Genomic DNA, 20,448 nt, shown 5'->3' with positions numbered 1-20,448 from the left:
GCACCCCGCCCCGGCTTTTGGCATGGTCCGCCCATGACCTATCTCACCCTACGATCCAGCAAGATGACAGCCCAGGTTTCACCGTACGGTGCACGGCTTGAGCACGTGGCATTTCACGACGGGGCAAACCTCGTTTTGCATGCAGACCCCAATCAGCACCCTGGCTGGCATGATTTCTACCCCGGGGCGATTGTGGGACCTGTTGCGAACCGGGTCCGGGGTGGCAAGGTGCATCTGAAAGGCGTTACATATCAGATGCCAACCAATGAAAATGACAGGACCGCGCTGCACAGTGGGCCCAACGGTCTGGACCGTAAGATCTGGAATGTGACCGCGCAGGAGGAGAGCACCACCACGCTGCGCTGCACGCTGGCGGATGGGGATGGCGGATTGCCCGGATTGCGCGAAATCACGGCGCGATACGCGCTCAGCGCGGCCACGCTGACGCTCAGCATCACCGCAACGACGGACCGGGACACCCCGATCAACATTGCCCATCACCCCTATTGGCGGCTTGGGGATGCGCGCGCGCATCTTTTACAGGTGCACGCTGCGCATTACTTGCCTGTAGATCCGCACAACCTCCCGACCGGTGCCGTTGCGGACGTGACGGGCACCACCTTTGATCACCGCACACCCAAGCCGCTCGCGCACGACATTGACCACAACCTGTGCACCGCGCGGCACAAACATACGACGCCGCGTCATGTCGCCACGCTGAGCGGTGCACAGGGCGTTCGACTGCACATCGACAGCACCGAACCCGGCCTTCAGGTCTATGGCGGCGCATATCTGCCCGAGATCACCGGGACAGATATCGCACCACATGCCGGGATCGCGCTTGAGCCGCAAGGCTGGCCTGATGCGGTGCACCATCCTGATTTCCCAAGCATAATCTGCACACCGACCCAACCTTATACCCAGATCACCTGCTATCGGTTCGACCAAGAGGGTTAGGATTGCCACATAATTGCCACATTTGCGCCACGGCCTCGGCAAACTGCTCTGCTGGTGTGGCGGTGTCACCACCAAGAGTGACCACGAGCAACCAAAGCAGGCACCCAAAATGGCAAAGCAGACACGCATACCGATCTATCAACCCCGGCCCAAGCCCAAGCCCGATCCACGGCCCACGCCGATCTTTACGGACTACGCCAGCATCTAAATGCTGTGACAGCACCGCCCGGCCGCATTACAGTGGGGCAATGACAGCACCCGCCTCCACCCCGGTCTCGCGCATTCGCAACCTCGGTCCTGCGATGGATGCTGCCTGCGCAAAGGCAGGCATTATGGATGCAGAGACCCTGCGGGCCCTGGGGCCGGACGAGGCCTATCGCCGCCTGCTGATGTCAGGCACCCGCCCCCACTTTATCGGCTATTATGTCCTTGTGATGGGCTTGCAGGGACGCCCCTGGAACGATTGCAAAGGGGATGAGAAAAAGGCCCTGCGCGTCCGGTTTGACGCGATCAAGGCCGAAGGACTCGACAAAGGTCTGTCCGAGTTTGAACGCGCCCTGAATGAGATCGGCGTGCGCGCCAAATCCTGAAACGATGAACCATACAGCGCGGCGGCCTCTGGGACCTGCGGCTTACATCGTGCCGAATGACGTTGTGAATACACCTTCGGATACCCCGTAATTACAAATATTTTTCAAGGTACTGCATCCCGAACTTCATGTGCGCAGCCACAAATACACACGAAAAAAGGCGTCCCCGATCATCGGGAACGCCTTTCAATTTCGTTTTCGCCGACGTTTAGCCGACCAGCTCAAGCCCCGAGAAGAAATACGCGATCTCTTGTGCCGCCGTGTCTGGCGCGTCCGACCCGTGGACCGAGTTTTCGCCCACGCTTTCCGCGAACTCTGCGCGGATCGTGCCCGCATCGGCATCCGCAGGGTTGGTCGCCCCCATCACTTCGCGGTTCTTGGCAATCGCGCCTTCACCTTCCAGCACTTGTGCAACGATGGGCGCGGACGCCATGAACTCGCACAATTCATCATAAAACGGACGCTCCGCATGCACCGCATAGAACGCACCGGCTTGCGCCTTGGTCAGATGAATGCGCTTTTGCGCCACGATCCGCAGGCCCGCATCCTCGAATTTCTTGTTGATCGCACCGGTCAGGTTGCGGCGGGTTGCATCGGGTTTGATGATCGAGAATGTGCGCTCAAGGGCCATGGTATCACTCCTGTCTGACGGGATGCGCGTGCATCACGTATGTTAAATCGCGGCCCGCCTAGCATGCGGACACGCGGGTGAAAAGCGGCGATTGACCGCGCCTCGCGCTTGCGGCATCAGCGACCCCATGTTGCGCATCTCAGATATCTCCTATGCCGTGGCCGGTCGCCCCTTGTTCGAAGGGGCCAGCGCCGTCATTCCCGAAGGACACAAGGTGGGTCTCGTGGGCCGCAATGGCACGGGCAAGACCACCCTGTTCCGGCTTATCCGTGGCGAGCTGGCACTTGAGGGGGGCGACATCTCCCTGCCCTCCGGCGCGCGCATCGGCGGCGTCGCCCAGGAGGTGCCCGCCTCGCAGACGTCCCTGCTGGACACCGTGCTTGAGGCGGATACCGAACGCGCCGCCCTTCTGGCAGATACCAGCGACGACCCCGCACGCATTGCCGAAATCCAGACCCGGCTGACGGATATCGACGCCTGGAGTGCCGAGGCCCGCGCCGCCACCATCCTCAAGGGGCTTGGCTTTGACGATGCCGAACAATTGAAACCCTGCGCTGACTTTTCGGGGGGCTGGCGGATGCGCGTGGCCTTGGCGGCCGTGCTTTTCGCCCAGCCCGACCTGCTGCTGCTGGATGAGCCGACCAACTACCTCGACCTCGAAGGGGCGCTCTGGCTCGAAGCCTATCTCGCCAAATACCCCCACACGGTCGTGATCATCAGCCACGACCGGGGCCTGCTCAACCGGGCCGTCGGCGCGATCCTCCATCTGGAAGATCGCAAGCTGACCTTCTACCAAGGCCACTACGACCAGTTTGCGCGTCAACGCGCGGAAAAGCTGGCCAATGCGGCTGCGATGGCCAAAAAGCAGGACGCCCGCCGCGCCCACCTGCAATCCTATGTGGACAGGTTCCGCTACAAGGCGGACAAGGCGCGCCAGGCCCAGTCCCGGCTCAAGGCGCTCTCCAAGATGCAGCCCATCACGACGCCACAAGAGGCGGGGCTCAAACGCATCGACTTCCCCAATCCCGAAGAACTCTCGCCCCCGATCATCCATATCGACGGGGCGAGCACCGGCTATGGCGACACAACGGTGCTGTCCAAACTCTCACTGCGGATTGATCAGGACGACCGCATCGCGCTTCTTGGCAAGAACGGTCAAGGCAAGTCGACGCTGTCGAAATTCCTCTCTGATCGGCTGCCCGCGCTGAGCGGCAAGATCACCAAGTCCAACAAGCTGCGCATCGGCTATTTCGCGCAGCATCAGGTGGACGAATTGTTCATCGACGAAACCCCGCTGGACCACTTGCGCCGCGAACGGCCCACAGAAGGGCCCGCACGCTGGCGTGCGCGGCTCTCGGGCTTCGGGCTGCTTGCGGATCAAGCCGAAACAGTGGTGGGCAAGCTCTCGGGCGGGCAAAAGGCGCGGCTGTCGCTGCTGCTGGCGACACTCGATGCGCCCCACATGCTGATCCTTGATGAGCCAACCAACCACCTAGACATCGAAAGCCGCGAGGCACTGGTCGAAGCGCTGACCGCCTACACAGGTGCCGTGATCCTGGTCAGCCACGACATGCACTTGCTGGAACTGGTGGCGGATCGGTTGTGGCTGGTGTCAAACGGCACCGTCAAACCGTTCGAAGATGATCTTGAAGCCTATCGCAAACTACTGCTCAGCGACAGCAAACCAACCAGGCCCGCAGCCGAAAAACCCAAACCCAAGCGGCCCAATCGCGACGCGATGCTGGCCTTGAAGGCCGAGGCGCGCAAATCCGAGGCACGGGTGGAAAAGCTGAACGACATGCGCGACAAGCTGGCCAGGAAACTGGCCGACCCGGCCCTCTATGAAGACGCCAAACTGGGCGAAATGGAAGTCTGGCAGAAGAAATACGCCGAGGTCATGGACGCACTCGGGCGCGCCGAGACACTCTGGATGCAAGACCTCGAAAAACTTGAAAGCGCCGAACAAGCCTGATCCCCCTGCTTCATCTTGCCAGATAAACTCCGGGGGTGTGGGGGCTGGCCCCCACTTAAACCCTCCTGTGGGGACCAGCCTCCACGAATCTCTCTGACATACTCAAGGTAACAATGATCGACACCGCATTCCTTATCACAGCCTTTGTCACCATGTTCGTCGTGATCGACCCCATCGGTCTCGCCCCGCTGTTTGTGGCGCTGACCCAAGGCGTGCCCGAACGCCAGCGACGGGCCATTGCCATGCGCGCCTGCACCATCGGCATGCTGATCCTGATCGTGTTCGCGCTGTTCGGCGAGGCGGTGCTGGGCTTTATCGGCATCTCCATGCCCGCTTTTCGGGTCGCAGGGGGCATCCTACTGTTTCTCACAGCCCTCGATATGTTATTCGAGAGGCGCACCAAACGGCGCGAAGATCAAAGCGAGGACGCCGACGCACAGGACGACCCCTCGGTCTTCCCCCTCGCAATCCCGCTGATCTCCGGGCCGGGCTCCATCGCCTCCGTCATTCTGTTGACGGGGCAGAAACCGGGGCTGGAGGGGTTGGCACTGGTGCTGGCGATCACCGCCCTTGTTCTTGGCGTATGCCTGGGCCTTTTTCTCGCCTCCTCCCTGCTGGAGCGGGCCCTGGGCAAGACAGGGATCACGGTTGTGACGCGCCTGTTGGGCATGCTGCTGGCCGCACTCTCGGTGCAATTCGTTCTCGACGGGCTGCGCAACTTCGGGCTGATGCCGGGCTGAAAACCGAACCAAAGCGCCTATATATCTCCCATGAGCAGCGACAGCATTGCACAACTGGTCTATCTCAGCGTCTTCGGCCTCGTCCTTGGCGCGGGCTTTCTGCTGACTACGAAACTCAAACTCGGCCAGACCCTGCAAATGGCAGCGATCTGGGCGTTGATCTTTCTGGGGGCCATCGCGGTTGTGGGCATGTGGGGCGATATCGAGGATGATCTGTTCGCCAATCAGACCCGCTTTGATGACAGCGGCACAATCACCGTGCCCCGTGATCGCAGCGGGCACTATTTGCTGACGCTGGATATCAACGGTGCCCCGGTGGACTTTGTCATCGACACCGGGGCTACGGATATTGTGCTGAACCGCGCCGATGCCGAGGCCGCGGGGCTGGATCCGGCAAACCTGAACTATCTGGGCCGTGCGCTGACGGCCAATGGAGAGGTCAGCACCGCACGGGTGCGTCTGGACACGGTCGAGATCGGGCCACACACCGACACCGACGTCTCGGCGGTGGTCAACGGGGGCGCACTGGACCAATCGCTGCTTGGCATGGGCTATTTGCAACGGTGGGGCCGGATCGAAATCGCCGACGGAGCACTGACCCTCAGCCGGTAGGGTGGGCAATATTGCCCACCCTACGTCTCGGCCTTCTTCTCCCACCGCCCGCTTTCTTCGGACCAGTATTGCGCGGATACGCCTGCGTCTTTCAGCGCCTTCCACTGACGCCGCGCCACATCCAGCGCCTCTGCATCATTGCCATCAAACAGCACGCAGACCCGCTCCAGCGCGGCCACCTCCTCTGCGGAGACCTCTGCCCCATCCACACTCATCACACAGGTCGCCCCGTTGGAGGCTTCTCCGGTGGTCAACAACACAGGCTGGTCGCCGTCATGCGGGCTACCGGCCATGCCATGGGCCAAAAATCCATCCTCAGGCCCCAGCCACAACCGCTCATCCAGCCATGCCAGCCGCCCCGCATCCCCGCCGCGCACCGCAACGCGCCACCCGGCCCCCCGAGCTTTGGACAGCAACATCGCCAGCGTTTCCTCCATCGGGCGACGGGTCAGGTGGTAGAAATAGGCGGCCCCCATGTCACTCGGTCTCGAAATTGTCCGCAACCAACCGGCTGAGCGCCATCACACCCCACCCCGTCGCCCCCGCCGGGGCCAGCCCGGTCGCGGATTTAACCGAGGCAACGCCCGCGATATCAAGGTGAATCCACGGCGTATCCTCTTTGACAAAGCGTTGCAGGAATTGCGCGGCAGTGACCGAGCCCGCAGGGCGTCCGCCAATGTTCTTCATATCGGCAATGCGTGATTTCAGCATATCGTCATAGGCTTTGCCCAAGGGCATGCGCCACGCGCCCTCGTTTTCCTTCTCGGCGGCCTTGAGGAACGCGTTGCACAGCGCATCATCATTGGAAAACACGCCCGCATTCTCGTGGCCAAGGCCGATGATGATCGCCCCCGTCAATGTGGCCAGATCAATCATGCCTGCCGGTTCAAACCGCTCTTGCGCGTACCACATCACATCACACAGCACCAAGCGGCCCTCGGCATCCGTGTTGATCACCTCAACCGTATCTCCCTTCATCGAGGTGACCACATCACCGGGCCGGGTCGCATTGCCCGAGGGCATGTTTTCGACCAAGCCCACAAGGCCCACCACGTTGGCCTTGGCCTTGCGTTTGGCAAGCGCGCGCATGGTGCCGGCCACAACGCCCGCGCCGCCCATATCCATGGTCATGTCTTCCATGCCGGCGGCGGGCTTGAGGCTGATGCCGCCTGTGTCAAACACCACCCCCTTGCCCACCAGGGCCAGGGGGGCTGTGTCCTTTGCCCCGCCTTTCCATTGCATGACAACCACTTTGGACGGGCTGTCAGACCCCTGCCCCACGCACAGCAACGTACGCATGCCCAGCTTTTCAAGCTCCGCCTCCTCCAGCACCTCGACCTCAAGGCCAAGCGAGGTCATCTCGGCCAGCCGATCCGCAAATTCGGTGGTGGTCAGCACATTGGCAGGCTCGTTCACCAGATCACGGGTCATAAAAGTCCCCTCTGCGATGGCCAGCAAGGGGCTTGCCGCCGCTTCGGCCTCGTCGGGTTTGGTACACATGACGGTGATGCCTGTGGTGTTGGCCTCTGCATCCGTCTTGTGAGCCGAGAACGTGTAGTCGCGCATCACGCAGCCAAAGACGACCTCTGCAACGCGGCGCGCCCCGTCCACAGCCATCAGCAACGCCGCATCACCGCGGACTTTGCCAAGGGCGGCCCCGGCTTTACGCGCCTCCCCGACCGAATGGTTGCGCGGCAAACAGATCAGATCGACCGCTTCGGCGGCCATTCCCGCAGGCCACGCCATACTCACAACCTGACCAACCTTGACCTTGGCAAAGCGGTCGCTGTCCACAAACCGCTGCAATGCGCCCTTGCTCAGCCGGTTCACGCGGCGGCCCGACTGTTCCAGCTTGCCCTCGGGCGTAACGATCACAGCAATACGGCCTGCATGATTGGCAAAGGCGTCAAGGTCGGTGGCAGCAAAAGAAACAGGCGTCAGATCGGTCATCACGGGCTCCGTTTTGTGAGGTTTGCCCCAGACGTACCCCGCCCAATCGACGCTGACCAGCGCACAAGACGCAATTTGGAGTTTTCCCCGAGGCCCCCTTGGGGTAACTTGCCCGCAACGCTGCTGCGACCCGAACAATAAAACAGGCACATAACGGGGGACACTTTGGTCAGATTCGACCGCTATATGCTGTCACAACTGCTTTGGTTGTTTGGCTTTTTCGCGCTTGTGCTGGTGGCGGTGTTCTGGATCAACCGGGCGGTGCAGCTGTTTGATCGCCTGATCGGCGACGGACAGACCGCGCTTGTCTTTCTCGAATTCTCCGCCCTTGGGCTGCCGCGGCTGGTCACAACCGTATTGCCCATCGCGACATTTGCGGCCGCCATCTACGTCACAAACCGGCTCAACAACGAAAGCGAGCTGACGGTGATGATGTCCACCGGGTCCTCGCCCTGGCGGCTGGCCCGCCCTGTTGCGGTATTCGGATTGATCTCGGGCACCATGATCTCGGTCCTCAGCCACGCACTGGTCCCGCTGGCCTCGGGACAGTTGAGCGAGCGCGAGTTGGAGATTTCGCGCAACGTCACCTCGCAACTGCTGACAGAGGGTGCGTTTTTGACCCCGACAGAGGGTGTGACCCTTTATACCCGCGCCATCCGCGAAGACGGCGTGCTGCTGGACGTGTTCCTTGCGGACAGACGCACCCCGAACGAACGGATGATCTATACCGGGGCCGAAGCCTATCTGCTGCGCAGCGGGGACACCACGTCGCTGATCATGGTGGATGGATTGGCCCAACGTTTTACCCCCTCCAACACGCGGCTGTCGACGGGCAAATTCCAGGACTATTCCTTTGATATCACATCGCTAATGAGGTCGGACAAGGTGGTGAAGCCGTCGATTGAATACCTCGTGTCAACACAATTGTTGCGTGATTGGGCCGGGGTTGCGGCACAGTACAAAATCACAACCGGCGTCGTCGCCGAAGAACTTCACGCACGGATCGCACGCGGTGTCTTTTGTTTCATCACAGCCCTGATCGGCTTTGCCACGTTGCTGGTGGGGGGATATTCACGCTTTGGGGTCTGGCGCGAGATCGTGATCGCCTTCCTGATCCTCGTCGCCCTTGATGGGATGCGCAGCAGCCTGTCTGGCCCTGTGATCGAAGATGCGCGACTGTGGCCGATCCTATATCTGCCATCGTTGATCGGCGCTGTGATCGTGGGGGCGTTGCTGTTTGTCGCCGCGGGCGCGCACGGGGTCTGGCGACGCATGCGGAGGGCGACCCCATGATCCTGCACCTCTATTTCGCGCGGCGCTTTGCGCTGGCCTTGCTGATGATTGCAATCGTGCTTTCGACAATTGTGGTGCTGGTAGACCTGATTGATCAAACGCGCAAATTTGCGGATTACGACGTCTCCTTTGCGGAGCGGATTGTGCTTACAATCCTGAACGCCCCAGAGACCATCAACCAGATCCTGCCGCTGATTATGATCCTGGGCACCGTGGTGCTGTTCATCTCGCTGGCACGCTCGTCCGAACTGGTGGTGACGCGGGCGGCGGGCCGGTCGGCGGCGCGCGCCTTGCTGGCCCCGCTGGCGGTTGCACTGATCGCGGGTATTGTTGCAACCACGATGCTGGGGCCGATGGTGGCTGCAACCTCGAAACGCTATGCGACCCTGGCCGAGGGATATCGATCAGGCGGCATTTCGGCCCTGTCGGTATCCGACGAAGGGCTGTGGCTGCGTCAGGGCGGTGACACGGGCCAAACCGTGATCCGGGCGGGGCGGTCCAACACGGATGCCTCCGTGCTTTATGACGTGACCTTCCTCAGCTACGCCGCCTCGGGCAACCCGGTGCAACGGATCGAGGCGACCAGTGCGGCCTTGGAAAACGGCGCATGGGCGCTCAGAGGCGCAAAGATCTGGCCGCTCACGGCTGGCTTGAACGCCGAAGCCAACGCGACCACCCACGATGTCCTGTCGGTGGAAACGACGCTGACACTGGATCGGATCCGCGAAAGCCTCGGCACGCCCGCAGGGGTGTCAGTCTGGGACATGCCGACGTTCATCACCCAGCTTGAACAGGCCGGGTTTTCGGCACGCCAGCAACGTGTCTGGCTGCAATCCGAGCTGGCGCGGCCCTTGTTCCTGATGGGGCTTGTTCTGGTTGCCGCTGCGTTCTCAATGCGCCATACCCGCTTTGGGGGGACCGGCACAGCCGTGCTGGCAGCGGTACTACTGGGGTTCGGTTTGTATTTTATTCGCAGTTTTGCGCAGATTTTGGGCGAGAACGGGCAAATCCCCGTACTGTTCGCCGCATGGGCTGCGCCATTTGCATCGATCCTGTTGGGGTTGGGGCTGTTGTTGCATGCAGAAGATGGCTGACCGTTTCCGGATATGGGGGTGCACCGCCCTGCTGATCGCCGCGCTGATCTTTGGGGCAGGTATCGCCGAGGCCCAGGAGGGTGACGGCAACGCACCCGTCGTCAGCCCGGCTGTTCTTGTCGCGGATGATATCCAGGTCACCCCAGACCGTCGCCTGATCGCCACCGGCAACGTTGAGGCCTTTCAGGACGGCACCCGCCTGACAGCCCAATCCATCGAATACAATCAGGACACAGGCGCGCTTACGATCACCGGCCCCATCACCCTTGATGACGGCCAGGGATCAGTCATCGTCGCCTCGCAAGCCGAGTTGACGGACGATTTCCAGACCGGGCTCTTGACCGGGGCGCGGCTGGTGCTGAACGATCAGCTGCAACTCGCCTCGGTGCAGATGAACCGGGTGGGAGGTGGCAAATACACCCAGCTTTACAAGGTCGCGGCCACGTCCTGCCGCATTTGCGAGAAAAACGGCAAATCGCGCCCGCCGCTCTGGCAAATCCGGGCGAGCAAGGTGATCCACGACAAAGAGGCCCGGCAACTCTATTTTGACAACGCCACGCTGCTGGTGCGCGACATTCCGATCTTCTACCTGCCCCGGCTGCGGATGCCGGACCCGACGGTCAGCCGCACAAACGGGTTCCTGTTTCCCGAACTGGTGGTCAATTCGCTGTTTGGCACAGGGATCAAGACCCCCTATTTCGTCCCCCTTGGTGACAGCAGCGACTTGCTGATCACGCCCTATATCGCGGATGGCACGCGCACGCTGCAACTGCGCTATCGCAAGCTGTTCAAGCGCGGGCGGCTGACGATCGAGGGCGCGACCTCGGACGACGATCTGCAACCCGGCGAATCCCGTGGCTACCTGTTTGCTGCCGGTGAATTCCAGCTCAGGCGCGACTTCATACTGCAATTCGATATCGAGGCGGTGTCAGACGATTCCTATCTGTCGAATTACGGATTTTCGGGCAAGGACCGGCTTGACAGCCAGATCAAGATTCAGCGGGCACGTCGCGACGAATTTATCCGCCTGTCCTATATCAACTTCAAATCGATCCGCGGTGATGAAGACGATGATGTGCTGCCCTCGGATGTGGTGAACGCGCTTTACGAGCGGCGGTTCTTTCCAGGCCTGATCGGCGGCGAGATTCGCCTCGCCGCCGAGGCACAGGCGCTTGAGCGGGCCTCGGATGTGCCCACGGACGTGAACGGCGACGGGGTCGTGGACGGGCGCGATGTGCTGCGCCTGAGCGTGGACACCAACTGGTTGCGCACCTTCCAGATGGGGGGGCTGCAACTTCAGACTCAATTGGGGATCGCGGGGGATGCGATCCGGGTGTCCGAGGACGCGACTGCCGACGATGGGGACAGCAGCATCGCGCCCCATGTGGCCGTAGGCCTGCGATATCCGTTGATCCGGCGTTCGGAGTCCGGGGTTACACAGTTTATCGAACCGCTGGCCCAGCTCGCGTGGGTCGGGGGTGATGGGCTGGACGTGCCAAACGAGGAAAGCACCCGCGTCGAATTTGGCGAGGGCAACCTGCTGTCGCTGTCCCGCTTCCCCGAAACGGATCGGCGCGAGCGCGGGTGGGCCTTTGCCTATGGCACCACATGGGCGCGCATTGACCCCGAAGGGTGGACCGCCCACGCCACCTTCGGTCAGGTCATCCGCGAAGAGTCCCAGCCCGACTTCACCGAAAGCAGCGGGCTGTCGGGGCTCGACTCGGATTTTCTGCTGGCGGGTCAGCTTGAATTTGACGGTGGGCTGGCCGTCTCCGGGCGCACCCTGTTTGACGAAAGCTTTGACATCACCAAGGCCGAGATGCGGGGCAGCTGGAGCAATGCGAAGTTCAGCTTTGCCGGGACCTATATCTGGGTGGACGAAGATCCGGTCATCGAACTTGAGGACCCGATCAACGAATTCACCTTTGGCGGATCCTATCGGATTGACCAGCGGTGGAACGCCCGGGCCAATATGCGATACGATCTTGAGCTGGGGCGCGCTGCCACGGCGGGCGGAAGCCTGACCTATCGCAACGAGTGCGTGCGCGTGGACCTCAGCGTTCAGCGGCGGTTTGCGAGTTCAACAACTATTGAGCCTGCCACCACACTGGGGGTATCAGTGTCCCTGGAGGGCTTTTCGGCCAATGGTGGCCCGAAGGTCGACAGAAAAACATGCGGGAAACACGCGGGATGAGCGGTATGAAAATCAAGCAGCGGATGGCCCATGCCATCACGGTGGGCACATTCGCCCTGTTCGGCCTGACAGGCCCCGGCATCGCGCAGAACATCTTTGCGCCCGTCGCACAGGTCGATGAAACGACCATCACCGAATTCGAGGTACAGCAACGCATCCGCTTCTTGCAGGTGGTCGGCGCACGCGGCGGGACCCGACAGGAAGTGATCCCTGAACTGATCCGCGATCGGTTACGCTTTTCTGAGGCGGCCCAGGCCGGGCTCACGCTGTCCCCGGCCGAGTTGCAAGACGGCCTCAGCGAATTTGCGGCCCGTGCCAATCTCAGCGCCGAGGAATTTGTCCAAGGGCTGGAGGGCGCAGGGGTCGCCCGCGAAACCTTCCGCGATTTCGTGTCTGTCTCGCTGATCTGGCGGGACTATATCCGGGGCCGTTTCGGCAGCCGGGTGCAGATCACCGATCGCGAGGTGGACCGCGCATTGGCCAGCACGCGGAGCAATGGCGGCATCGAAGTGCTGTTGTCGGAAATCATCATCCCCGCCCCGCCCGAGCGCGCCGAACAGGTGCTTGAACTGGCCGAGGAAATGGCCGGTTCCGAAACCGAGGCCGAATTTTCAAGCTTCGCCCGCCGCTTTTCCGCCACCGCATCGCGGGGCCAGGGCGGACGTCTGGACTGGACGCCCATCAGCGAACTGCCCCCCGTTCTGCGCCCGCTTTTGCTGGCGCTGGCACCGGGTGAGGTGACAGCCCCCCTGCCCATCCCCAATGCGGTCGCCCTGTTCCAGCTGCGCGACATTCGCGAAACCGACGCACCCGAGCAGACCTATTCCGCCATCGAATACGCAGCCTACTATATTGCCGGTGGACGCACGCCCGAGGCCTTTGCACGTGCCAATCAGGTGATCGCGCGCGTGGACCGCTGCGATGACCTTTACGGTGTCGCGCAAAACCAGCCTGAAAGCGCGCTGGATCGTGGCAGCCTGCCGCCGGATCAAATCCCCGCCGACATCGCCATCGAACTGGCCAAGCTGGATCCGGGCGAAACCTCGACCGCGCTGACCCGTGCGAACGGCCAGACGCTGGTGTTGCTGATGCTGTGCGGGCGCACGCCAGCCCTGCCCGAGGATCAGGAGATCAACCGCGAGGCCATTGCCATCCAGTTGCGCAACCAACGCCTGAACGCGTTTTCCGAAAACCTGCTGGCTGAGCTTGAGGCCGAAGCGACGATCCGCGTCTTCGAATGAGTACGGCCCCCATTGCCATCACTTGCGGCGAACCCGCCGGTGTTGGCCCCGAGGTTGCCGCCAAAGCCTGGGCCGCCTTGCGCCATGACGTTGCGATGGTGTGGATCGGCGATCCGCGCCATTTGCCACCCGGCACACCCATGATCGAGGTGGATGATCCGGCACAGGCCGCATCTTGTGGCCCCGACGCCCTGCCCGTCCTGCGCCATGATTTTGCCCACGCAGCCACCCCCGGCACCGCCACCCCCGCCAACGCCCAGGGCGTGATCGACGTGATCGCGCGGGGTGTTGATCTGGTGACATCAGGGGCGGCTTCTGCCTTGTGCACCGCGCCCATCCACAAAAAGGTGCTGATGGATGGTGCGGGCTTTGCCTATCCCGGCCATACCGAATACCTTGAGGCGCTCACGAATGCACCGCGCGCTGTGATGATGTTGGCTTGCGATCAGCTGCGCGTTGTGCCCACCACGATCCACATCGCGCTTGAGGATGTGGCAGCCGCGCTGACCCCCGATCTGCTGCGCGAAACAATCGAGATCACCGCCCGCAGCCTGCGCGATCAATTCCACATCCCGGCCCCCCGTATCGTCATTGCGGGCCTCAACCCGCATGCAGGTGAAGGGGGGGCGATGGGCCGCCAAGAACTCGACTGGATGGCGGACCTTGTTGCCGAGGTTGCCGCCACAGGGGTCGATGTCACCGGCCCATGGCCGGGTGATACGTTGTTTCACGCCGCTGCCCGCGCCCGCTATGACACGGCCATCTGCATGTATCACGATCAGGCCCTGATCCCCATCAAGACGCTGGATTTTGACCGGGGCGTGAACGTCACGCTTGGCTTGCCGATCATCCGAACCTCGCCCGATCACGGCACCGCATTCGATATCGCAGGCCAAGGCATTGCCAATCCGACCAGCATGATCGAGGCCATTCGGATGGCGGCGCGTATGGCTGATCTTTGATGCCTCCGGCGGGCATATTTGGAGAACAATGAAAAGATGAGCACCATCGACGATCTGCCCCCCTTGCGTCAGGTGATTGCGGACCATGAGTTGCGGGCGCGCAAGTCTTTGGGGCAGAACTTTTTGCTGGATCTGAACCTCACCGCCAAGATTGCGCGGCAGGCTGGAGATTTGAGCGGTGTGGATGTGCTTGAGATCGGACCCGGCCCCGGTGGGTTGACGCGCGGGTTGCTGTCAGAGGGCGCGCGCAAGGTGCTCGCCATCGAAAAGGATGCGCGGTGTCTGCCCGCATTGGCCGAGATCGCAGCACGCTATCCGGACCAGTTGGAGGTGATCGAGGGGGACGCGCTGGACATTGACCCGCTCGCGCATTTGACGCCGCCGATCCGTGTGGCGGCCAACCTGCCCTATAATGTGGGTACCGAGTTGCTGGTGCGCTGGCTCACCCCGCCGACATGGCCGCCCTTTTGGCAGTCGCTCACGTTGATGTTTCAGCGCGAAGTGGCAGAACGGATCGTGGCGCAGCCGGGGTCCAAAACCTATGGGCGGCTCGCGGTTCTGGCCCAATGGCGGGCCGATACGCGCATCGCATTGAACCTGCCGCCCGAAGCCTTTACCCCCGCCCCCAAGGTGTCGAGTGCGGTTGTGCACCTCACCGCCCTGCCCGCGCCGCGCTTCGAGGCGGACGCGCAGGTGTTGTCCCGTGTGGTGGCGATGGCGTTCAATCAGCGGCGCAAGATGCTGCGCGCAGCACTCAAGGGGCTGGTGCCCGATATTGAAGATCGACTGATCGCAGCCGGCATCAAACCCACAGACCGCGCCGAACAATTGCCGATCGAGGCGTTTTGCGCGCTGGCCCGCGAGGTCAAAGCCGCACAGGCCTGAGCCGTGATCTACTCAGCGGCCTCAGGCGGCGCGCTGCCGCTGTCATCCGGCGCTGCGGGCTTGGGCTTGGGTTTGCGCGACCGGGTGCGCTTGGGCTTGGGCTGACTTTCGGGTGTTTCCACCAGACCACTGTCGCCTTCAGCCTCGTTCACACCGCCTACATCGGGTTGAGGCGCGTTGGCCGGATCGGTTGCGTCATCAGAGGGCGCGTTTGAACTCGCATTGCTCTCTTGTTCCTGACGTTGGGCGCGCTCGCGATCACGCTCGGCCTGACGTTCGCGGTTCTGGCGTTCCTGCTCTTCGCGGCGGGCGTCGATTTCTTTCTGCGCCTCGCTGAGCATGCGCATGTAATGTTCGGCATGCTGCTGGAAATTCTCGGTCGCAACCCGGTCGCCGGACAATTGGGAATCGCGGGCCAGCTGGTTGTACTTATCGATGATTTGCTGTGGCGTGCCGCGCACTTTGCCTTCGGGGCCGGAACTGTCGAACACCCGGTTCACGACGTTGCCGCCGCCACTATTGTTGCTGCGGTTACGACTGTTCTTGGACCGGGACCGTGATCTCGAAGATTTCATGGATGTGTTCAGCTCTCTGGCGTGTTTTTTCTGATCTGCCGGGGTGCATCATAAGCACCTGATTGCGAATACGCGGCGATCCTGTGAATGGGACACCGTCGCTGGAAGCAGACCAGCAGGCCGGTGTCTGAAGCATGAATAAGCACGACAAAGCCTGCGCGACAAGGGCAAATAGGATATTTTCACGAATTTCGGGCCGCTTATGCCGGATTTCGCGCAATCAGCACGCGATCCCGCCCATCCAGATCAGGCAGAATCACGATATCACCCCAGCCTTCACCCTCAAATATGGCGCGGGTATCGGCCCCTTGCATCCACCCGATTTCACACATCACCCGGCCCCGATGGGTCAGATAACTGCCTGCAAGGGCCGCGATTTCGCGGTAGGCAGACAGCCCGTCGCCTTCGTCCGTGAGCGCCATGCGGGGTTCGTGATCGCGCAGCTCAGGTGCGACCTCGTCCATCTCGAACGCTGCAAGGTAGGGCGGATTGGCCACGATCAGGTCAAAGCGCCCCTCGACAGGGTCAAACCAGTCCCCCTCTAGGATCTGCACCCGCGCCGCCACCCCGTTCAGCACCGCGTTGGCGCTGGCCTGCAAACAGGCCGCCTCGCTCAGATCAACACCGACGCCATGGGCCTGATCCCGCTCGGCCAGAAGTGTGACCAACAGGCAGCCCGACCCGGTGCCCAGATCAAGCACACGCGTGAAGTCCTCGGCCAGCGCAGCCTCGATCAAGGTTTCGGATTCTGGCCGCGGATCAAGTACATCCGCGCTGATCTTAAAGCGGCGGCCATAAAATTCACGCTCTCCGATCAGATGGCTGACAGGGACGCGGACAGCGCGCAACGACACCAGATGATCATAACGTTCGGCAATATCCGGCGCGATATCTTCGGGTGCAATCAGCGTGACACGCGCTGCATCGACTTGTGCAGCATGGGCCAGCAACATACGCGCATCCCGCGCCGGGTCCGGCACCCCTGCCGCGCGCAGCCGGGCCGTGGCGGCCACCATCGCCTCGGCGGCTGTCATGTGCCCATCTCGGCCATGAGGCGCGCCTGTGCGTCAGCGGTGAGCGCGTCAATCACCTCGTCCAGATCACCCTGCATGATCTGGTCAAGCTTATAGAGCGTCAGATTGATGCGATGATCCGTCATGCGTCCCTGCGGGAAATTATAGGTGCGGATGCGCTCAGAGCGATCGCCCGAGCCGACCTGTGCCGCCCGATCAGCCGAGCGTGCATCATCCACGCGGCTGCGTTCCATATCGTAAAGCCGCGCGCGCAGCACCTGCATGGCCTTGTCGCGGTTGCGGTGCTGGGATTTCTCGGAACTGGTGACAACGATACCCGTCGGCAAATGGGTGATGCGCACCGCCGAGTCGGTGGTGTTTACGTGCTGCCCGCCTGCCCCGGAGGAACGCATCGTGTCGATGCGGATGTCACCCGGCGCGATTTCTATATCGACGTCTTCGGCTTCGGGCAGCACGGCAACCGTAGCCGCAGATGTGTGGATGCGCCCCCCGCTTTCGGTTGTGGGCACACGCTGCACCCGGTGCACACCGGATTCGTACTTCATACGGGCAAAGACGTTGTCACCGGTGATATGGGCCACAACTTCCTTGATACCGCCAAGCTCAGTGGCTTGCTCTTCGATCACATCCAGCTTCCAGCCCCGGCGTTCGGCAAAACGGGCATACATGCGCAACAGATCCCCGGCAAAAAGCGCCGCCTCGTCCCCCCCCGTCCCGGGACGGATTTCAAGCATCGCAGGGCGGGCATCAGCAGCATCCTTGGGCAACAAGGCCAGCTGCAACGCGGCCTCGGCCTCGGGCAAGGCGGCGCGCAAGCGGGGTAGTTCCTCTTGGGCGAGTTCCGCCATATCGGGATCGTCCAGCATGGCCTCGGCCTCGGCCATGTCCTCGACGAGGCGGGAATATGCGGCAATTTGATCCACAACGGGGCGCAGGTTGGAATATTCCTTGGCCAGCACCGCAATATCACCGGTCCCATCGGCCATCGCCGCCTCAAGATACTGAAAGCGTTGGGTGATCTGAACAAGGCGGTCGGCAGGGATCATAACGCGGGTTTGATCCAAGGGGGGGCTTTGGTCAAGGGGGCGGCTGTGCTATATCTTGAGTATGGAACGGTTAACTTTTTTCCTCTTGCTCATGGTCAGCCCTGCGCTGGCGGATGTGACCTCGCCTTCGGGCAAAACGGTCGAGTGCTATTGCACCGACAAAAGCGGCAGTCGCATTGAACTCGGGCAAACGGTCTGCCTGCAAGTCGATGGGCGTATGTTTACCGCCCAATGCCAGATGTCGTTGAACTCGCCCATGTGGCGTGAAGTCGAACAAGGATGCCTCAGCTCATCCCTGAACAGCCCCCAGCAACCGCTCCAGTCGTTTGCCGTTGACGCCCAGATCTGAGCGGCCAAATCGCAGGCGGGCGAACATCTTCAACTGCCCGTCGACATATTGGATGGTTGTATAATCGGGAAAGCCAAAGAAGTGCGAGCGGGTCACATAGGTAATGTGATTGTCTGCAACGGAGCCTGCAAACACCTGCGTCCGTGGCAATGCGCGCGCGGCACGATCCACATCGGCCAGAGCAGACGGTGGCGCATCCACAACCCGGATCGCCCCGCCCGTCAGATCACGGTCCTGATTGACCTTGATCGACACATGCCAGCGCGCCTCCTCAGCCGGGGCAAAGCGGATATAGGGCACTACAATCAATGCAAAAATAATAATAACAAAAGGGGCATACAGCATGATCTTCATCCCACCCCGTCTTCCTTCCGCCAAGATACGCACTCCGGAGGCTCCACCGCTAGCGATACGCCACACCGGGCAGGATGCACAGCAACTCAAACAGCAGATTCGCCGCTGTCAGCGCCGTATTGCCTGACGTGTCATATGGCGGCGACACCTCGACCAGATCGCACCCGATCACGTTTATGCCCCGCAACGCGCGGATGAATTGCATGGCCTGCGGCGTGGTCAACCCGCCAATCTCGGGCGTTCCGGTGCCGGGCGCAAAGGCCGGGTCAAGACTGTCGATATCATAGGAAATATAGGTCGGCATGTCCCCGATATCACGGCGGATTTCAGCGCCCAGACTGCTCAGATCGCGCCCCCACAATTCAGGCGCAAGGAACTGCTGAAAGCCCCAGCCCTGCGCTTCGGTGAAATCCTCCGCCGAATAGCCGGTGCCGCGCAGGCCGACCTGATAGGTCTTGTCGGCTTTGATCAGCCCTTCCTCATAGGCACGGCGAAAAACGGTGCCGTGGGTCTCACGCTCCCCAAACATCTCGTCATTCACATCCGCATGGGCGTCCACATGCACAAGCGCAACCGGCCCGTGGCGTCTGGCCATGGCGCGCAGGATCGGCAAGGTGATCGAATGATCCCCTCCGATGGCGACGGGGATCGCATCATAGTTCAATATCTCATTGTAACTCTCCGAAATGATGCGGATACTGTCAGATAGGGAAAAGGTGTTGATCGCCAGATCTCCCACATCCGCCATCTGCAAACTGTCAAACGGAGCCGCCCCGGTTTGCAGGTTATAGGGCCGGATCATCGCGGATTCGCTGCGCACCTGTTTGGGCCCGAACCGTGTGCCCGACCGCCAGGAGGTGCCAATGTCCATCGGCACGCCCAGAATGGCGACATCCAGCGTTTGCAGCGCATTTGAAAACGGCAGCCGCATGAAAGTGCCCGGCCCCGAAAACCGGGCCAGATCATTGCCGCTGATGGGTTGGTTCTTAGGTGCCATCGCGCATTCTCCACCCCAGCAAACAGCAGATTTCGGTTGCAACATGGGCCCCTGCAATCGCGGTTGCACCAGTGGTGTCAAAGGGGGGCGACACCTCGACCACATCACCGCCGCGAATGTTCACACCCGCAAGCCCGCGCAGCAGCGCCGCCGCCTGCGCCGAACTGAGCCCCCCCCAAACAGGCGTCCCGGTTCCAGGCGCAAAGGCCGGATCAAGCCCATCAATGTCAAAGCTCAGGTAACAGGGGCGATCCCCCACAATCTCGCGCGCCCACGCGGCGGCCGCCTCGGGGCCAATGCGGTGAAACTCAGGTGCATCGATGATATGGACGCCAAGCGTATCCTCATTGGTCGTACGGATGCCGATCTGCACGGATGTGGTCGGGTCCACGATGCCGGACTTCACGGCCTTGTAAAACATGGTGCCATGATCGACGCGGTCCATATCATCATCCGGCCACGTATCCGTATGCGCATCAATCTGGATCAGAGAGATCGGGCCGAACTTCTCCGCATAGGCCTTCAGGATCGGGAACGAGACATAGTGATCGCCCCCAAGCACCACACTCGCCACATCCGCCGCCAGAATCCCGGCAATATGGGCCTGCACCGCACCGGGAAAGGCCGGCACATCCGCATAGTCAAAGGCCACATCACCGTAATCCACAATGGCCCGCTCGCTCAGCACATCAAAGGGCCAACCGTAAGGTGCATCCGGGGCCTGCAAACTCGACGCCTCCCGGATTGCGCGGGGGCCAAGACGGGTGCCGGGCCGGTTCGTCACCGCCTGATCAAAGGGCACGCCCGTCACGGCGATATCAACCCCACTCAGATCCTTCGTATAGCGACGGCGCAGAAACGACGTCGCCCCGCCAAAGGTCAGTTCAAAGGACGGCCCACGCAAATCCTCGCGGGTGAACGCATGATCCATCTGCGTCTTTGCATCTTCAAGCGCCATGAGTGTCCTTCATC

The 20,448-nt window shown here is 61.7% G+C and carries 21 protein-coding genes; 12 read left to right on the top strand and 9 right to left on the bottom strand.

The features are described from left to right. The first annotated feature begins 33 nt into the window (after positions 1–33). Positions 34–957 (top strand): aldose epimerase family protein, encoded by a 924-nt coding sequence (locus tag Q0859_RS09395; RefSeq protein ID WP_299150149.1) that lies wholly within the window; start codon positions 34–36, stop codon positions 955–957. A 248-nt stretch (positions 958–1,205) separates the two neighbouring features. Continuing rightward, on the top strand, positions 1,206–1,547 hold the full coding sequence (locus Q0859_RS09390; RefSeq protein ID WP_299150147.1) for a TfoX/Sxy family DNA transformation protein: 342 nt from the start codon (positions 1,206–1,208) through the stop codon (positions 1,545–1,547). Between the two features lie 208 nt (positions 1,548–1,755). Here Q0859_RS09390 and ndk read toward each other — a convergent pair whose 3' ends face one another. Beyond that, positions 1,756–2,178 (bottom strand): nucleoside-diphosphate kinase, encoded by a 423-nt coding sequence (gene ndk / locus Q0859_RS09385; protein ID WP_299150145.1) that lies wholly within the window; start codon positions 2,176–2,178, stop codon positions 1,756–1,758. Positions 2,179–2,305: 127 nt separating this feature from the next. Between ndk and Q0859_RS09380 the strand changes: the two genes are divergently transcribed. From Q0859_RS09380 to Q0859_RS09370, 3 genes are all read left to right on the top strand, one after another. Continuing rightward, positions 2,306–4,150: an ABC-F family ATP-binding cassette domain-containing protein gene (locus tag Q0859_RS09380; RefSeq protein WP_299150143.1), complete on the top strand. Its 1,845-nt coding sequence runs from the start codon at positions 2,306–2,308 to the stop codon at positions 4,148–4,150. A gap of 113 nt (positions 4,151–4,263) precedes the next feature. Further along, positions 4,264–4,890, top strand: coding sequence for a MarC family protein (locus tag Q0859_RS09375; protein ID WP_299150140.1), 627 nt, complete (start codon positions 4,264–4,266; stop codon positions 4,888–4,890). A gap of 30 nt (positions 4,891–4,920) precedes the next feature. Further along, complete coding sequence (locus Q0859_RS09370) at positions 4,921–5,502, top strand: TIGR02281 family clan AA aspartic protease (protein WP_299150137.1); 582 nt, start codon at positions 4,921–4,923, stop codon at positions 5,500–5,502. Between the two features lie 20 nt (positions 5,503–5,522). Here Q0859_RS09370 and Q0859_RS09365 read toward each other — a convergent pair whose 3' ends face one another. Both Q0859_RS09365 and Q0859_RS09360 read right to left on the bottom strand, forming a co-directional pair. Continuing rightward, entirely contained in the window at positions 5,523–5,978 is a 456-nt protein-coding gene (locus Q0859_RS09365) for a DNA polymerase III subunit chi (protein ID WP_299150134.1), read from the bottom strand. Position 5,979: 1 nt separating this feature from the next. Further along, a complete protein-coding gene (locus Q0859_RS09360) occupies positions 5,980–7,452 on the bottom strand; it encodes a leucyl aminopeptidase (protein WP_299150132.1) in 1,473 nt (490 codons plus the stop codon). A 165-nt stretch (positions 7,453–7,617) separates the two neighbouring features. On the opposite strand from Q0859_RS09360, the gene lptF reads away from it, so the two are divergent. Genes lptF through rsmA form a run of 6 tightly spaced genes read left to right on the top strand, consistent with a single transcriptional unit; the run spans position 7,618 to position 15,121 of the window. After that, positions 7,618–8,745: an LPS export ABC transporter permease LptF gene (lptF, locus tag Q0859_RS09355; RefSeq protein WP_299150130.1), complete on the top strand. Its 1,128-nt coding sequence runs from the start codon at positions 7,618–7,620 to the stop codon at positions 8,743–8,745. Further along, positions 8,742–9,839, top strand: a complete 1,098-nt coding sequence (gene lptG, locus Q0859_RS09350; RefSeq protein ID WP_299150128.1) for an LPS export ABC transporter permease LptG — start codon at positions 8,742–8,744, stop codon at positions 9,837–9,839. The genes lptF and lptG overlap by 4 nt, the downstream gene beginning before the upstream one ends. Continuing rightward, complete coding sequence (gene lptD / locus Q0859_RS09345) at positions 9,823–12,033, top strand: LPS assembly protein LptD (protein ID WP_299150126.1); 2,211 nt, start codon at positions 9,823–9,825, stop codon at positions 12,031–12,033. The genes lptG and lptD overlap by 17 nt, the downstream gene beginning before the upstream one ends. Further along, positions 12,030–13,274, top strand: a complete 1,245-nt coding sequence (locus Q0859_RS09340) for a peptidylprolyl isomerase (RefSeq protein WP_299150122.1) — start codon at positions 12,030–12,032, stop codon at positions 13,272–13,274. The genes lptD and Q0859_RS09340 overlap by 4 nt, the downstream gene beginning before the upstream one ends. After that, a complete protein-coding gene (gene pdxA, locus Q0859_RS09335; RefSeq protein WP_299150120.1) occupies positions 13,271–14,236 on the top strand; it encodes a 4-hydroxythreonine-4-phosphate dehydrogenase PdxA in 966 nt (321 codons plus the stop codon). The genes Q0859_RS09340 and pdxA overlap by 4 nt, the downstream gene beginning before the upstream one ends. Positions 14,237–14,272: 36 nt before the next feature. Continuing rightward, positions 14,273–15,121 carry a 16S rRNA (adenine(1518)-N(6)/adenine(1519)-N(6))-dimethyltransferase RsmA gene (rsmA, locus tag Q0859_RS09330; protein WP_299150118.1) on the top strand — a complete coding sequence of 283 codons (849 nt, stop codon included), beginning with the start codon at positions 14,273–14,275 and terminating at the stop codon, positions 15,119–15,121. An 8-nt stretch (positions 15,122–15,129) separates the two neighbouring features. On the opposite strand, the gene Q0859_RS09325 is transcribed toward rsmA, so the two are convergent. From Q0859_RS09325 to prfA, 3 genes are all read right to left on the bottom strand, one after another. Then, positions 15,130–15,696 (bottom strand): DUF4167 domain-containing protein, encoded by a 567-nt coding sequence (locus Q0859_RS09325; protein ID WP_299150116.1) that lies wholly within the window; start codon positions 15,694–15,696, stop codon positions 15,130–15,132. Between the two features lie 200 nt (positions 15,697–15,896). Continuing rightward, entirely contained in the window at positions 15,897–16,730 is an 834-nt protein-coding gene (prmC, locus tag Q0859_RS09320; protein WP_299150112.1) for a peptide chain release factor N(5)-glutamine methyltransferase, read from the bottom strand. Continuing rightward, positions 16,727–17,776: a peptide chain release factor 1 gene (gene prfA / locus Q0859_RS09315; RefSeq protein ID WP_299150110.1), complete on the bottom strand. Its 1,050-nt coding sequence runs from the start codon at positions 17,774–17,776 to the stop codon at positions 16,727–16,729. Before prfA ends, prmC begins: the two co-directional genes overlap by 4 nt. Before the next feature lie 61 nt (positions 17,777–17,837). Here prfA and Q0859_RS09310 point away from each other — a divergent pair, with 61 nt between their 5' ends. After that, positions 17,838–18,125 (top strand): hypothetical protein, encoded by a 288-nt coding sequence (locus Q0859_RS09310; protein ID WP_299150109.1) that lies wholly within the window; start codon positions 17,838–17,840, stop codon positions 18,123–18,125. On the opposite strand, the gene Q0859_RS09305 is transcribed toward Q0859_RS09310, so the two are convergent. From Q0859_RS09305 to speB (Q0859_RS09295), 3 genes are read right to left on the bottom strand one after another with little or no spacing between them, the layout of a single operon-like run. Beyond that, complete coding sequence (locus Q0859_RS09305) at positions 18,066–18,479, bottom strand: DUF1499 domain-containing protein (RefSeq protein ID WP_299150108.1); 414 nt, start codon at positions 18,477–18,479, stop codon at positions 18,066–18,068. The two genes, Q0859_RS09310 and Q0859_RS09305, sit on opposite strands and share 60 nt — an antisense overlap. Before the next feature lie 49 nt (positions 18,480–18,528). After that, a complete protein-coding gene (gene speB, locus Q0859_RS09300) occupies positions 18,529–19,476 on the bottom strand; it encodes an agmatinase (RefSeq protein ID WP_299150107.1) in 948 nt (315 codons plus the stop codon). Further along, complete coding sequence (speB, locus tag Q0859_RS09295) at positions 19,466–20,434, bottom strand: agmatinase (RefSeq protein ID WP_299150105.1); 969 nt, start codon at positions 20,432–20,434, stop codon at positions 19,466–19,468. The genes speB (Q0859_RS09300) and speB (Q0859_RS09295) overlap by 11 nt, the downstream gene beginning before the upstream one ends. Positions 20,435–20,448 lie beyond the last annotated feature (14 nt).

This window comes from uncultured Tateyamaria sp., assembly GCF_947497045.1.
Taxonomy (GTDB): domain Bacteria; phylum Pseudomonadota; class Alphaproteobacteria; order Rhodobacterales; family Rhodobacteraceae; genus Tateyamaria.
The sequence above is the reverse complement of the archived record's forward strand: the minus strand, read 5'-3'. Positions and strand labels throughout refer to the sequence as shown.